We start from the raw sequence: 14,796 nt of genomic DNA on the forward strand, positions 1-14,796 counted from the left end.
ATCAACCGCCGCTCGTCATCGGATCGCGCGATGGCGTTGTGCTTGTGCGAGGGGCAGGCTGCGCGGATTTCAACGCGCCATCGGGTGTACGCCCCGGGTTCTTGCTGCGATAGGTCTTGCCCGGCGGCGGGGCCGTGGGGCGCTGGCGTACGTCTGCCAGCAGTTTGCCGCACGGGCTGTCCGGTGCAGGCTTGAGTTCCAGCACCGGCAACACTGCCGCAATGGGGGCCGCAAACGCCAGCGCCACCGCGCCGCCTGCGCGCAGCGCCACCACGGCCGGGTTGATCGACACATCCGGATGCTTGTACGTACCCTTCACGTACAGCGGCGTACGCAGCGAAAACACGCGCAACCCCTTCGAGTCCGGATGGATGGTGAAGTCCAGCGCCTCCTGCTTGAAGTTCGTCGTGCCGGTCACGTCGATCACCGCATCCTGCGTGTCCACCACAAAGGTTCGCGCCTGCGCCAACCCGTCGCTCACCGCAAAGTCGCCGGCCGCGCAGTTGATGGTGACCTGCTTGTCGCCAAAGAGCTTGGTGAGGATCACGTTCCCGACGTTTAGCCCCATCGCTTCGAGGATGAACTTGCTGATCGTGCCTTGCTCCACGAGCACCTTCATCTCGCCGTTGGACGAGCCGAGCAGGGCGGCAACCGAGTTGCCGGTAGCGGATAGGCGCGCATCGCCGTTGATCTCGCCTACGCTGGCGCGCATCGATTCGATGTTCGGGAACAGCTGCTTGATCTTGAAATGCCGCGCTGCCAATGCCGCGCGTGCCTGCATCGGCGTGGCGTGACCATCGAGCTGGATGTTGGAGGTGAGCGTGCCGCCCGCAATGCCGAAGTTGAGCGGGTCGAGCGTGAGCACCGCGTCTTGCAGCTTGACGTGCGTGACCAAGTGGTCGATTGGCAGGTCGGCGCTGTGGACGATGCGCTCGCCGGTGAACTTCACGTCGGCGTCGATGGCGTTCCAGCGGTCGGTGCGGAAGGGCTCGACCGGCAGCACTTTGTCAGCCGGCTGGCGGACGGTTTTACTGTCGCCTGGTTCTGCGCTAGGGTCAGCGCGTTTGGCCTTGCTGGCGTTGGAGTCGGCGCCGATGATCGGGGCCAGGTCGGCAAACAGCAACTGATGCGAGACAAGCTCGCCGGTCAGTTGCGGGCGCGGCTCACGCATCGCAAAGGTGAGGGTGCCGCCCAGGTCCGAGCCGCCCACGCGGCCGGTGAATTTCTCGTAGCGCCAGCTGGAACCCTGCTTGCGCAATTCGCCGATCAGCCGGCCGCGCGTGTCGAACGGCGGCGTGTCGGGCAGCACCACGCCCGTGAGCGGATACAGTTGCGCCATGCTGGCGCCCGACAGGTGCAGCCGCAGGTCCAGTGCCGCAAGGCTGGAGGGGTTGGTCAGCGTGCCGGCCAGGTCGATGCGGGTCTTGCCGACCGTCACGTCGGCCTGCAACGGATAGGGGCGCTTGGCATCCTGCAGGCGCAGCACGCCGCCGGCCTTGCCGCTGCCGTTGATGGCGGCATTGTTGTAGGTGCCCTTGACCGTCCAGGCGATGCCATACGGCTGTTCAGGATCGGGCGTGACAGGCGCATTGGCTGCCGCACCTGACGCAGCCATGCCCGGGGCCGTCGGTGCCATCGCCGGTTGCTCGCTGCCCTGGATGGCCGTGCCATTCGCAGCCGTGTACAGCGCCTGGTTGTCGACTGTGTCGATCGTGGCGGCTAGGTGGATGCGCTTGAGGTCGTCATCCAGCGCCAGCGCGCCCTTGCTGAAGGCAATCTCGCGCAGTTCCAGCTTCCAGTCAGATGGCTTGTTATCGTTGCCGCCAGCGAGGTCGAACGTCCAGTTGTTGCGGTTCTGCTTGTCGCGCTCCAGTGCAATGGCCGGCGTATCCAGCGTGACACTCGGGATGACGATGCGGTGCGCCAGCAGCGGCAGTGCTTCCAGCACGAAGGTGAGCTGGTGGATCGTCGCCACGTGCGGCTGCTTGGTCCAATCCGGATTGCCGACGGTGATGTCGTTGGCAATCAGGCGCGGCCAGGGCACATAAGCACGCCAACCGGTTTCGCCTTCGGGCTTCTTCCACGTCAGCATCAGGTCGCCGTTGATGGCGAATGCGCGGCCGATGGCTTGCGAGACATGGTCGTTCAAGTACGGTTTGGCGCGGTTCCAGTCGAACGTCAGCACAAAGATGACTGCTGCCGCCCCGATGACAACGGGCGAGAGGACCAGTCCGAGGGCAAGTTTGCCGGAGGTTCGCATGGGTTTTGTTATGGGTTTGGCACGTAAAAATCCGACTCGCCGCATTGATATATAGTTCGGCGCAGTTCCGATTCAATTGTGTCATGAGCCAAGTAGCAATCAGCGCGCCCGCGCACCCTCCCATCCTGGATGACGAATATGCACGCCGCTTTGGCGGTGTCGCGCGCCTGTATGGCCCCAACGCGCTGGAGCGCTTTGCGGCGGCACACGTGTGTGTGATCGGCATCGGCGGCGTGGGTTCGTGGGTGGCGGAAGCGTTGGCGCGATGCGGCATCGGCAAGCTCACGCTGATCGACCTCGACCACATTGCCGTGTCCAACACCAACCGCCAGATTCACGCGCTGGGCGATGCCTACGGTATGGCCAAGGTCGACGCCATGGCCGAGCGCATCCTGCAGATCAACCCACGTGCCGAGATCAGCCGCATCGACGATTTCGTCACCGTGGAAAACGTCGAGGCCTTGCTCGGTCACCCGTTTGACTACGTGATCGACGCCATTGATGCGGTGAAGGTGAAGACGGCCATCCTCGCGTTCTGCAAGCGCACCGGCAAACGCGTGGTGACCTGCGGTGCTGCCGGTGGGCAACTGGACCCGACGCGCATTCGCGTGACCGATCTCACGCGCACGATTCAGGACCCGCTGCTGGCCAAGGTGCGCGGCAACCTGCGCCGCCAGCATGGCTTTGCGAAGAATCCCAAGACGAAATTCGGCATCGATGCCGTGTTCTCGGATGAGCCGCTGCGCTATCCGGAACCCGAACAGCAGGCCTGCGCGATCGACCTGCCGGTCGAATCGAGCCACGCCGGCATTGATGATCTGGCCGCGGCCGGGGAAATCGAAGTCGTCAACGCCCCGCCCGCACCTCAGCCGTCGCAAGGCCCGCAAGGGTTGGCTTGTGCGGGCTTCGGCTCGTCGGTGTGCGTGACGGCGGTGTTCGGGATGGTGGCGGCATCGACGGCGCTGCGTGCGATCGCCGCAATCTGACTGGGCCTAGTGGGGCAGGAGCTGGTCCAGTTTTTCCTGGATCTGATCCGCGTAGCGCCCCGACCATCCGCTGCGCGGCTGGCTGTTGGTGAACAGCACAAACGCTGGCATGACCGATACGCCGTACTTGGCTGCGGTGCCTTCGTTCTCGTCAAAGTCCATGGTGACGAACGTGGCGCGCCCGGCGTAGCTCGACTCCATCTTTTCCAGGCTGGCCACCGCACACTGGCTGGGGTGGCTCCACTCGGCGGCAAAGCACACCACCACGGGCTTGCTTTGCGAGGCGTCGATCACGTCTGATTGAAACGAAGCATCGTTGACGATCTTCATGGGCACTCCTTCGTCGGGGTGGGGAGGCCCCCGCGCAGCAAGGGCGCGCGAGCCGGGCCACTCTGACTCTAGGCAGGCAGAACCCGATCGACAACCCGTGTTCAGCCAGCGTGCTCGATGGTGCCCATCGGGTTGCCCATTTGTGCGAGATACGTCGTCATCATGCGGTCCATCACATCCACGTGCTGGGCAAACCACTCGGGCAGCTCCGCCACCAGACGGCGCCCCAGTTCCATCTCGCCCGCAGCGGCACGCTTGCGCACTTCACGGCACAGCGCCAGCACGTTGTCGTGCTCGCCGCGATGGCAATGGCGCGGAGGAAACTCCGCTGCGTCCATCCAGGTATTTTCTTCGCCGAAGTGGACTTCGGTATGCGCGATGAAGGCGTCGAGTGCGGCGATGAAGTCGGCGTCCGACGCGTCGGCCACGGTGTTGAGCAGCGCGCAGAACTCGGCGTGGTTGGCGTCGGTGGCGGCGTCTCCAAGCTGGAGCGCCTCAGACCATTCGATCACGGGCATGGTGGGTGGATAGGCAGGATGGACAAGGCCGTCAGCTTACGCGACGGCCTTTGTGGTCTGGTTTGACGCCGGGCAAATCGCCGGGTCGGGCCGCTTATTCAGCGTCTGCCGCGGGATGCTGCTGCATCACTTCCACCGCCCGCGCATACAGCGCTACCGATGGCGCATAGCCGCGTCCGATCTGGTACAGCGTGCCGTTCTGCTCGGCCAGCAGACTCGGGAAGCCGTTGATGCCCCAGCGGCGCGAGAGGCGGAAGTCTTCGCGTGTTTCTTCGCGCAGCGCGTCGGTATCGAACACGGCATCGAAATGCGCGGCGTCGATGCCGTTGGCGATGGCGACTTCGCGCAGCACGCCGGCCTGCGTCGTGTCACGGCCTTCGGCATAAAAGGCATGCTGGACGGCATGGAAGAGGGTGAGCACGCGTTCGTCGTCTTCACCCCAATGCTCGCGAGCCAGCACCGCGACGCGGCAGGCGGGCTCGGTGTCGTAGACGAAACCATCGCGACGCATGGCCACCTCAGGCGACTGGTCGAAGGGCATGCCGCTGCGCTCGGCCACGGCGTGCCAGTGGTGGAGGATCTCGTCGCGCTTGTCGGCCGCCATGGGCTCGCGCTGGCCGGGGCGGAGTCCACCGGTGATGAGCGTGACCGGCACCGGTGCGCCAAGCAGCTCGCCCAGCCGCTTACGCAAATCGGCAAGCTGCGGGCCGAAACCGTAGCACCACGAGCACATCGGATCAGCAACGTAGATGAGGCGCATGGTCAGTTCAGTTTGGAGGCCAGCTGGCGGCGCCAGTGCGACACCGCCTGCGGCGCATCGCACATCATGTCGAACACCGACACCATGGTCTTGCGCGCAATGTCGTCGCGGAAGGTGCGGTCGCGCTCGACGATGGCAATCAGTTGTTCAAGCGCGGCTTCGTAGTTCTGCTGCGCGATGTACTGCTCGGCCAGGTCCAGGCGGGCCTGCAGGTTGTCCGGTTCGCTCTCGATGCGCAGGCGCAGCGCGTTGGCATCGGGCAGCGCATCGGCGCGTTCCGTGGCCTTCAGGCGCGTTTGCAGCGGGCCGTAGCGCGCGTCCTGCGGCGCCTTGGGCGAGAGCAACTCGAACTCTCCCTGCGCGGCGCGCACGTCCCCGCTGTCGAGCAGCAGGCTGACCAGCTCAAAGCGTGCCGCATCGAAGCCGGGGTCGAACGCCAACGCATTCTGGAACGCCTCGCGTGCATGGGCGATCTCGCCGGCCTGGCGCGCGGCCAGCCCTTCGCGGTAGGCCACGTCGGCCGGCTGCGGGATCACGCGGTCGAGAAACCCGCGCAACTGCCCTTCGGACAGCACGCCGACAAACTGGTCGACCGGCTTGCCGTCCACAAAGGCGACCACGTACGGAATGCTGCGCACGTTGAAGTGCGCCGACAGCTCGGGGTTCTCATCCGAATTGACCTTGGCGAGCTTCCACTTGCCGGCGTATTCGGCTTCGAGCTTTTCCAGCATCGGGCCCAGCGTGCGGCAGGGCCCGCACCACGGCGCCCAGAAATCGACCAGTACCGGGACTTGGCGAGATGTTTCGATCACTTCCTGCGCGAAACTTTGCGAGGTGACGTCGCTCATCGGCGGGATTCTCCTGGGAAAAGTGCGGCCGGCAGCGTTTGCCGGCGGTGTGTCGAGCATTCTACTTGGGGGTGCCTGGGGCCGCTTCCAGGCTGTTTTTTGCGTTCTTAAAAATGGCTGTCCTGACAACGGTTGAAAATAGAACGATCGTTCGGATACCATCCGGTAAAAACAACACACAGATTCTCGGAGACATGGCATGACACGACCGCACTTCCAGTTCTGGCCCCGACGTATGCCGCACAACATCACGTCGCCCCAAACCAGCCTTTGGTACAACCTGGAAGTGTCTGCGCGACGCTATCCGGACAAGGACGCGATCATCTTCTACGGTCGCCACACCACCTTCCGCGAGCTGCATGACGATGCGGTGGCCGTGGCCGGCTGGCTGCAGCAGGTGGCCGGCGTGCAGAAGGGCGATCGTGTGTTGCTGTACATGCAGAACTGCCCGCAGTTCATGGCCGCGTACTACGGCATCCTGCGTGCCGATGCGGTGGTCGTGCCGGTCAACCCGATGAACCGGCCGGAAGAGTTCAAGCACTACATCACCGATGCGGGCGCCGCCACGGTCATCTGCAGCGCCGATCTGGCCGTCAACGTGACGACCTCCAACGCCGAGCTGCCGGAAGCGCAACGCACGAAGCATCTGCTGGTCACGTCCTACGCTGACGCGCTGCCGGCCACCTACGAATACCCCGAAGATGCACCGCCCGCGTGGATCACGGCCGAGCATCCGCCGCAGCCGGGCGCCGTTGCCTGGAACGATGTGATCGCCCAGCGCCTCGTGCCGGGCCCGCACACCGCCGGGCCGGACGACTTGGCCGTGATGCCTTACACGTCGGGCACCACCGGGTTCCCGAAGGGCTGCATGCACCCGCACCGCACGGTGATGCACAACATCGTCGGCGGTTCGATGTGGTCGAATGGGACGAAGGAGGGCGTGAGCCTGTCGATCATCCCGCTGTTCCACGTGACGGGCATGCAGTACGGGATGAACGCGCCGATCTACATGGGCTCCACGGTGGTGATGCTGCCGCGCTGGGATCGCGAAGTGGCGGGGCGGTTGATCTCGCGCTACAAGATCACGCACTGGACGAACATCCCGACCATGGTGATCGACTTCCTGGCGAGCCCCCAGCTGGCGGAGTTCGACCTGTCGAGCCTCGCCTATATCGGCGGCGGCGGCGCGGCGATGCCTCAGGCCGTGGCCGAGCGCCTGCTGAAGGATTTCAACCTGGCGTACCAGGAAGGCTACGGCCTGTCGGAAACCATCGCGCCCACGCACAGCAATCCGGCCGACCGGGCCAAGCAGCAGTGCCTGGGCATTCCCGTGTTCAACACCGATGCACGCATCGTCGATCCGCAGACGTTGCAGGAGTTGCCGATTGGCGAGGTGGGCGAGATCATCGTCAGCGGCCCGCAGGTCTTCCTCGGCTACTGGGGCAAGCCGCAGGCCACTGCCGAAGTCTTCATCGAGTTCGAGGGCAAGACCTTTTTCCGCACGGGCGACTTGGGCAAGATGGATGAAGACGGCTATTTCTTCCTCACAGACCGCTTGAAGCGCATGATCAACGCCTCGGGCTTCAAGGTCTGGCCGGCCGAGGTGGAAAGCCTGCTGTACAAGCATCCGGATGTGCAGGAGGCCTGCATCATCGGTACGCGGGATGCGTATCGCGGCGAGTCGGTCAAGGCGGTGGTGGTGCTCAAGGCGCATGCCAAGGGCAAGACCACGGAAGACGACATCATCAACTGGGCGCGCGACAACATGGCCGCGTACAAGTACCCGCGTGTGGTGGAGTTTGTCGATGCGTTGCCCAAGTCCGGCACAGGCAAGGTGATGTGGCGCACGCTGCAGGAGCAGGAAAACGCGAAGAACGCGGCGGCCGAGAAACCGGCGGTAGCCTGAGTCGAAGAAGCGGAAGAAGGGGCCCGAGTGGCCCCTTTTTCAATGCCCGCGTGCCTTGAACAGCAACGCGCCGATACCGTGGAAGCCGCGCTGGCGCGCATGCCGCATCGGCGTGACGCCGGCCCGGTCGGGCATGTTCGGATCGGCGCCGGCGTCGAGCAGGAGCTGCACGATCTTTTCGTACTTGTCGCTGCCATCACCCATGGCCACGGCTTCGATCAGCGCCGTCAGGCCCAGGTTGTTGGTGGCATCGGGCGGTACACCGGCTTTCGCCAGTTCATTCACCACTTCCACATAGCCACGGCGTGCAGCCGGGATCAGCGCGGTGTCGCCCTCGGCGTTGGTGGCGCGCAGGTTGGCACCGTGCGAGAGCGCCAGACGTACGGTTTCCGCATCGCCCTGGCTCGCGGCGAGCAGGAAGGCGCTGTTCTGGGCATTGTCCTGCACGTTGACGTCGGCGCCGGCCTGGATGAGCAGACGGGCCGCCGCACCCATGTGTGCAGACACAGCGGCGATGAGCGCGGTGCGGCCGTCGGCGTCGCGCGCCTTGAGGCTGGCGCCGTCGGCCAACAGCGCTTGGATGGCCATCGTGTTGCCGGTTTGGGCGGCGGCAATCAGGTCCCGGTCACGCGTGGCAGGGTCGCTGCGATGGGCTGGGCGCGTGGCGGGCGCGGCACCGGGCGTGGCTTTGGTGCTCGTACTGGCAGCCACGTGCAGCGTCGGCAGATGCTGCTCCTGCCAGGCGTTGGCCATGTCGCCCACTGCCAGCGCGAGCCCCAGCATGACGCCGATCAGCTGGTTGAGCGCGGGATGGCGGGCAAGGAGCATGGCAGGCGGGCTCAGGCGCTGAGGTAAGGGTCGGGCTGCTCTGCAGGCTCGCCGGCGACGGGCGCGTTGGCGGCGTCCATGGCTTGCAGGCGTGTCCACAGGCGGTCCAGATACGGATCGTGCAGCCCGTTGCTGGCCAGGCCGATCAGCGTGCGTTGCAGATATTCACGTGCCGGCCCATACAGGCCCACCGCATCGCGCAGGCAGCCGACTACGCGCTCATCGGGCAGGCGGCCGGCATAGGCTTCATGCGCACGGTTCATGACAAAGGCGAGTGCGAAGACGCGTTTGCCGTTGATCTCGGTGGGCAGCCAGCGCGGCTGGTAGGCGCCGGTCAGCATTTCGCGGCGCCACAGCACGCGGAATTCGTGCTCGGCATGGTCGCGCGGCACACGGAAGGCCACGCCCCGGCAACTGCCGCCACGGTCCAGGCCGAGCACCAGCCCCGGGTTGTCCCAGGTGCCGCGGTTGATGCGGGAATAGAGGTAGAAGCCGCGGTGGTATCCATGCACCGTGGCGGGCGCCGCTTCGGTGTGGAAGATCATGGGGTTCCAGATGAGGGAGCCGTAACCGAACACCCAGGCGTCCTGGCATTCGCAGGGCGAACTCGACAACCGCGCGAGCGTCGATGCAAGCGACGCTTCCAGCGCAGCCTCGGTTAGCAACGACGACGCGACGGGTGAATCACCCAGGGCGGCGCGCAACCGGTTCTGTTCGAGATCCTCTCGGGTGACGGCCATGTCGCAAGCATAGAGCAATCGTTACGAGTGGTCACGCGAGTGGACAGCCGATGGCCCGGAAACAGGGCGTTGCGAGGCTTGGGGAACGTTTGACTATGGCGCGGCCGCAACGGTAACGATGTCGAGGCCGGAAAACTGGAGGCGGGGGAACGGAATTGAACCGTCTTATACGGCTTTGCAAGCCGCAGCATTGACCACTCTGCCACCCCGCCGGGGGAGGCGGTTGCGATGCGTCGTGTGATGCATCGCAAGCCGGGTGCGGATTCTATCGCAGGATCAGACGTTCAGCAGTTCAACTTCGAAAAGCAATGTTGCGTTCGGGGGGATCACGCCGCCGGCGCCACGTGCACCGTAGCCGAGGCTTGCCGGGATGATCAGATTGCGCTTGCCCCCGACCTTCATGCCTTGCACGCCTTCGTCCCAGCCCTTGATGACGTGGCCGGCGCCCAGCGGGAAAGCGAACGGGTCGTTGCGGTCCTTGCTGGAGTCGAACTTCTTGCCAGCCTGGCCGTTGTCGTACAGCCAGCCGGTGTAATGCACGGTGACATGCTTGCCAGCCGTGGCCTCAGCGCCGTCGCCGACGACGACGTCTTCATATTGCAGACCGCTTGCAGTGGTTTCGATGGTCATGGTGAGCCTCGTGGGTAATGACGGGGTGGGAGACAAACTCAGGCTTGCGCGGCCTTGAGCGTTTCAAGCTGGACGTGGACGTTGTCCGCGTCGTTGGCGATCCAGATGTCGCCATCCTGGATGGTGACCTGCAGACGCATGGTGCGTTCCACCATGCCGGCCAGTGCCGCCACGGTGTCGGGTGCCACTTCGTAGACCGACAGGTTGGCAAAGCGGGCCACCTTGGTTTCGATCTGTTGCCACCACACACGGCTGGCATTGCCGCTATACGTATACACAGCGACCTGCTCGGCGCGGTTGCTGGCCTTGCGCACCCGGGTGTCGTCGGGGTTGCCGAGGTCGATCCAGAGCTCGATGGCGTCGGTCAGGTCGCGTTGCCAGAGTTCGGGTTCATCGGGTTCGGACAGGCCGCGCGTGAAGGCGAGCGTTTCACTGGCGTGGCGCGCAAAGGCGAGCACGCGCACCATCATGCGCTCGTCGTTCTCGCTCGGGTGGCGGGCGACGGTCAGCGCGTGGTTGCCGTAGTAGTGGCGATCCATGTCGGCGATCTGTAGATCGACCTTGTAGATCGTGGATTTGAGGGCCATTCGGACAGCGGGTTTTTCAGCAAAGCGCGCATTGTCGCACGGCTTGATGACACGATCCTCATAGCATTCTGAGACTTGATCGATTCCATTCGGGGCCGGATTGCGGTATACGCAAGCGGTGCGTGCATCTTGGGCAGGTGTCGGGTTGCCCAGGGCGCAGGGAATGCGCGCGCATTTTCCAATACCAACAGGACAATCAGAACGATGCGTTGGATTTTCGGAATCGTGGGCCTGGTGTTCGGGGCCTTCTCAGGGGGTGTGGTTGGCGCGTTTTTTGGCGCGCTGATCGGCGTCGGGTTAGCTTCGCTGATCCTGGTCATGGACAAGCGGGCCAGTTCGCAATGGGCCAAGACGCCGGATGTCCCCCAGGGCAATGCACCGGCGCAGGTGCCGCTGGCCGTGCCGATCAATGAGCGCGTGACGCGGTTGGAGCACGAGGTGGCGCTGCTGCGCCGCCAGATCGCGGAGATGAAGGGGCAGTCGTTCGCAACGCCAGTGCCGGAAGTGCCAGAAGTGCCGGGGGCCGTCGAGCCCACGGTGGCGCCCGTGCCGGAAGCGGTGCCGGAGCCTATCGTGGCCGAATCGTTGCCACCGGTGGAGGTACCTGCAGTGTCGCAGCCGGTGCCGGTTGCTCCGCCTGTTGCTCAACCCACGCTGATTCCCCACGAACCCGATTGGGTGGAACGCGCGGTTGGCGCTGCACGCGACTGGCTGCTGGGCGGCAACAGCGTGGTGCGGGTCGGCATCCTGATCCTGTTCTTTGGCGTGGCCTTTCTGCTCAAGTACGCGGCTGACAACAGCCTGTTGCCGGTCGAGTTCCGCCTTGCGGGTGTGGCGGTCGGGGCGATCGTGCTTCTGGGTATTGGCTGGCGCCTGCGCGACAAGCGCCCCGGCTATGCGCTGGTGTTGCAGGGCGGCGGGGTCGGGGTGCTGTACCTGACTGTCTTTGCGGCAACACGCATGGTGCCGTTACTGACGCCGGGGATGGCGTTTCCGCTGCTGGTGCTGATCTGTGCGTTGGCAGCGGGGTTGGCCGTCAAGCAGAACGCACCGGCGTTGGCCTTTACCGGCAGCGCGGGTGGTTTCCTGGCGCCGATCCTGATTTCGACGGGGCAGGGCAGCCATGTGGCGCTGTTTAGCTACTACGCGCTGCTGAACGCGGGCATCTTCACCATCGCCTGGTTCCGTGCATGGCGCGCGCTGAATCTGCTGGGCTTCGTGTTCACCTTTGGCATTGCCACGGCTTGGGGTGCGCTGCGCTATGAACCGTCACTGCTCAAGAGCACCGAGCCGTTCCTGATCTTGTTCTTCCTGATGTATGTGGGCATTGCGCTGCTGTACGCGCTGCGCCGCCAAGTCAGCCTCAAGCATTACGTAGACGGCACGCTGGTGTTCGGCACACCGCTGGTGGCGATGGGCCTGCAGGCCGCGCTGGTGCACCACATTCCGTTTGCGATGGCGTGGAGTGCCGCAGCGCTGGCGGCGTTCTATCTGGGCATTGCCGCGTGGCTGGCGGGCAAGCGTGCGCGCCTGGGGCTGCTGTTTGAATCGATGTTCGCGCTGGGCGTGATCTTCATCACGCTGGCGATTCCGCTGGCCTTCGATGGGCGCACGACCAGTGCGGTCTGGGCGGTGGAAGGCGCCGCTGTGGTGTGGGCCAGCGTGCGCCAGAAGCGTCGCCTGGCACTGGCGGCCGGCTTGTTGCTGCAACTGGCGGCGGGTGTGGCCTTTGTATTGGGAATGCTGTTCGAGTGGTCGGCGTCGCTGCAATGGCCGGTGCTCAACAGCCACTACATCGGCGGGGTGTTGATCGCGGCGGCGGGCATCTTCAGCGGCTGGCGCCTGCACGGCAAGGCCGAGGCGCGCGATTGGCTGAAGGTGGCACCTGCGCTCGGCATGGCTGCGTCGGTGTGGGGCTTGCTGTGGTGGCTTGGCAGTGGCGGCGATGAGATCGACCGCTATGCATGGCGCCTTGGCACCAAGGCGGTCGATCGGCCGGACATTCCGCTCTACGCCGCCTTTGCCGCGCTGAGCGCATGGGGTGCGCACGGCCTGCGCCGCAAGCTCGACTGGGCGCTGGCGGAGTGGCCTGCGCTGGCGTTGTCGCCCGCGCTTGCGTTGATCGCATTGTTGGCGATCGAACACTGGGCGCCGTCGCCGCTGGCCAGCTGGGGTGGGGCGGTGTGGATTGCATCGATCGTGTTGGCCTTCGTGCTACTGCGCCGTCAGCAGCGCGATGTTGGGGATGCCATCCTCGCGCCGCTGCATACGGTGCTGTTTTGGTTGATCTGCGGCATGTTGGCCACCGAGGGCTACTGGCGCCTGGACGCCTACGTGCCGGAAGGCACATGGAGCTTTGCCGCCTGGGCCTATGGCTACGGCGCATTGCTCGCCTTGCTGGCCGGCGCAGGCTGGCGCATCCGCTGGCCGATCGCCCGCTTCGAACGTGCCTATCTGCTGTGGGGCGCTGCGCCACTGGCTGCACTGCTGTGGCTGTGGAGCGTGGTCAGCGCTGCCAGCAACGGCGATGCCGCGCCGCTGTTCTATCTGCCCATCCTCAATCCGCTGGATGTGGCGCAGTTGCTGGTTTTCCTGGCCATCACGCTGTGGATGCGCCGCGTGGCATTGCAGAAGCTCGTGCCCGAGCCGATGGTGATCGGTTACGCGGTCGGCGCCACGCTGTTCATCTGGGCCAATGCGGTACTGCTGCGCACGCTGCACCACTGGGCGCATATTCCGTACACGTTGGACGACCTGGGGGACTCGATGCTGGTGCAGGCGTCGTTGTCGATGTTCTGGACGGTGCTGGCGCTGGGCGTGATGGTGTTTGCCACGCGGCGCGTCAGTCGTGCGTTGTGGTTTACCGGCGCGGCACTGCTCGGTGTGACGGTGATCAAGCTGTTCCTGTTCGACCTGTCGCGTGTGACGGGGGTGGAGCGCATCGTTTCGTTCATCGGCATTGGCGTGTTGCTGCTGTTGATCGGCTATCTGTCGCCGCTGCCGCCCAAGGGCAAAACGCCGGGTGACGCCGAGGCCAAGGAGGTTGTGTGAAGAAGGTTGTTGTTGCGATTGCCGTGGCGTCGCTGCTGTCTGCGCCGGCCTGGGCCGAGCGTTTCGCGCTGACCGGCACGCCCGGCGCGCCGTACTACGCTGTCACGCTCAGCGAAGACGTGTATGCCCACGCGCGCAGCATCGGCGACAGCGGCCTGACCGACCTGCGCGTTCTCAATGGCGACGGCGAGCCTGTGCCGTTCACCATCGAGATTCCGCGCGATCCGGCGCCACAGGCGCGCACGTTGCAGGATGTGCGCTGGTTTGCCACGCCCATCGACGAAGCGCAGAAGCCGGGGGCCGCTGGTGTCGTGCTCGGCGCCGATGGCGTGTTGCGTGCTACCGGTACGCCGCCAGCGCAGGAATCGGCACGCGCGTGGCTGGTCGACCTGAGCCAGTTGCACGACACGCTGACGGCGCTGGTCGTCGGTTTGCCCGCTGCCGAATTTCAGAGTGGTGTGACCGTGCAGACCAGCGACGACCTGCAGCACTGGAACCCGGTGGGCCAGGCGACGCTGTTCCGTCTGTCCAACCAGGGCAGCACGCTGGTGCAGGATCGCATCGAGTTCACTGGGCTGCGCGCGAAATATCTGCGGCTGATGTGGCAGGGCAAGCCGCCCGTGCCTGAGAGCGTGCGCGCGGAACTGGCGGCCGGTGCGTCGCCGTTGCCGGCGGACAGCGCCATCCAGTGGCGCACGGGGCTGGCACCGGTGCAGACACCTGCCGCCGGTGACTACCAGTTCGATACCGGCGGTGCGTTCCCGGTGGAACGCGTGAAGATTCACCTACCGCAGGCCAATACCGTCGTGCAGGCTACGCTGTATGCGCGTGCGGATGCGCAGGCGCAGTGGCGGCCGGTCACGTCGACACGGCTGTTCCGCCTGGCCGGTGCTGGCGGGCAGGGCGAACAGGAGAACGCGGCGATCAGCGTGCCAGCCACCGGCGAGCGTTACTGGCGCCTGCAGGTCGACACACGCAGCGGCGGCTTGGGTTCGGGCGCGCCGCAATTGGCGATCGGCTGGCGTCCAGCCACTGTCACCTACGCGGCGCGCGGCAACGTGCCGTTTGTGGTGGCGGTAGGGGAGGTGGCGCGTGGCAACCCAATCGCTCGGGCGGATCTGCTGGCGGGTGCTTCGCCTGCAATTGCACCTGCACAGCTGGGGGCGATGAGTGATTCGCCTTCCGATGCGATGACGGCCGAGCCCCCTGGCGGCAGGACGCGTCAGTGGGTACTGTGGGGCGCGCTCGTTGCAGCGGTGGTTGTGCTGGGCGGCATGGCGTGGCGGTTGTTCCGCACGTCGGCGACGCCGCCAGGGGCATCGCAGTAGCCAAGTAAAACGGCGCCACCGAGG

The 14,796-nt window shown here is 65.2% G+C and carries 13 protein-coding genes and 1 tRNA gene; 4 read left to right on the forward strand and 10 right to left on the reverse strand.

What is annotated here, in order from left to right; genetic code table 11:
• Position 1 precedes the first annotated feature (1 nt).
• Positions 2–2,260: an AsmA family protein gene (locus F7R11_RS06755; RefSeq protein ID WP_064802150.1), complete on the reverse strand. Its 2,259-nt coding sequence runs from the start codon at positions 2,258–2,260 to the stop codon at positions 2–4.
• A gap of 83 nt (positions 2,261–2,343) precedes the next feature.
• Here F7R11_RS06755 and tcdA point away from each other — a divergent pair, with 83 nt between their 5' ends.
• Entirely contained in the window at positions 2,344–3,246 is a 903-nt protein-coding gene (tcdA, locus tag F7R11_RS06760; RefSeq protein WP_064802152.1) for a tRNA cyclic N6-threonylcarbamoyladenosine(37) synthase TcdA, read from the forward strand.
• 6 nt (positions 3,247–3,252) lie between these two features.
• On the opposite strand, the gene F7R11_RS06765 is transcribed toward tcdA, so the two are convergent.
• From F7R11_RS06765 to trxA, 4 genes are all read right to left on the reverse strand, one after another.
• A complete protein-coding gene (locus F7R11_RS06765) occupies positions 3,253–3,576 on the reverse strand; it encodes a thioredoxin family protein (protein WP_064802154.1) in 324 nt (107 codons plus the stop codon).
• Positions 3,577–3,677: 101 nt separating this feature from the next.
• Positions 3,678–4,094 carry a bacteriohemerythrin gene (locus F7R11_RS06770; RefSeq protein ID WP_064802156.1) on the reverse strand — a complete coding sequence of 139 codons (417 nt, stop codon included), beginning with the start codon at positions 4,092–4,094 and terminating at the stop codon, positions 3,678–3,680.
• Positions 4,095–4,188: 94 nt separating this feature from the next.
• Positions 4,189–4,854 (reverse strand): DsbA family protein, encoded by a 666-nt coding sequence (locus tag F7R11_RS06775; protein ID WP_064802158.1) that lies wholly within the window; start codon positions 4,852–4,854, stop codon positions 4,189–4,191.
• Positions 4,855–4,856: 2 nt separating this feature from the next.
• Positions 4,857–5,702, reverse strand: coding sequence for a thioredoxin (trxA, locus tag F7R11_RS06780; RefSeq protein ID WP_064802160.1), 846 nt, complete (start codon positions 5,700–5,702; stop codon positions 4,857–4,859).
• 199 nt (positions 5,703–5,901) lie between these two features.
• Here trxA and F7R11_RS06785 point away from each other — a divergent pair, with 199 nt between their 5' ends.
• The gene (locus F7R11_RS06785) at positions 5,902–7,608 is read left to right on the forward strand and encodes a long-chain fatty acid--CoA ligase (RefSeq protein ID WP_064802162.1); all 1,707 of its coding nucleotides are present in this window, start codon (positions 5,902–5,904) and stop codon (positions 7,606–7,608) included.
• 39 nt (positions 7,609–7,647) lie between these two features.
• Here the strand turns inward: F7R11_RS06785 and F7R11_RS06790 are convergent, their stop codons facing one another.
• The 5 genes from F7R11_RS06790 to F7R11_RS06810 form a co-directional block, all read right to left on the reverse strand.
• On the reverse strand, positions 7,648–8,436 hold the full coding sequence (locus tag F7R11_RS06790) for an ankyrin repeat domain-containing protein (protein ID WP_064802164.1): 789 nt from the start codon (positions 8,434–8,436) through the stop codon (positions 7,648–7,650).
• An 11-nt stretch (positions 8,437–8,447) separates the two neighbouring features.
• The gene (locus tag F7R11_RS06795; protein ID WP_021195189.1) at positions 8,448–9,176 is read right to left on the reverse strand and encodes a gamma-glutamylcyclotransferase; all 729 of its coding nucleotides are present in this window, start codon (positions 9,174–9,176) and stop codon (positions 8,448–8,450) included.
• 136 nt (positions 9,177–9,312) lie between these two features.
• Positions 9,313–9,388 (reverse strand) — tRNA-Cys (locus F7R11_RS06800).
• A gap of 64 nt (positions 9,389–9,452) precedes the next feature.
• Positions 9,453–9,806 carry an FKBP-type peptidyl-prolyl cis-trans isomerase gene (locus F7R11_RS06805; RefSeq protein ID WP_021195188.1) on the reverse strand — a complete coding sequence of 118 codons (354 nt, stop codon included), beginning with the start codon at positions 9,804–9,806 and terminating at the stop codon, positions 9,453–9,455.
• Between the two features lie 38 nt (positions 9,807–9,844).
• Entirely contained in the window at positions 9,845–10,393 is a 549-nt protein-coding gene (locus tag F7R11_RS06810; protein WP_048931840.1) for a YaeQ family protein, read from the reverse strand.
• A gap of 204 nt (positions 10,394–10,597) precedes the next feature.
• On the opposite strand from F7R11_RS06810, the gene F7R11_RS06815 reads away from it, so the two are divergent.
• Both F7R11_RS06815 and F7R11_RS06820 read left to right on the forward strand, forming a co-directional pair.
• Complete coding sequence (locus tag F7R11_RS06815; protein ID WP_064802165.1) at positions 10,598–13,444, forward strand: DUF2339 domain-containing protein; 2,847 nt, start codon at positions 10,598–10,600, stop codon at positions 13,442–13,444.
• Positions 13,441–14,772 (forward strand): DUF3999 domain-containing protein, encoded by a 1,332-nt coding sequence (locus F7R11_RS06820; protein WP_064802167.1) that lies wholly within the window; start codon positions 13,441–13,443, stop codon positions 14,770–14,772. Before F7R11_RS06815 ends, F7R11_RS06820 begins: the two co-directional genes overlap by 4 nt.
• Positions 14,773–14,796 lie beyond the last annotated feature (24 nt).

Source organism: Ralstonia insidiosa, from assembly GCF_008801405.1.
Lineage (GTDB): Bacteria > Pseudomonadota > Gammaproteobacteria > Burkholderiales > Burkholderiaceae > Ralstonia > Ralstonia insidiosa.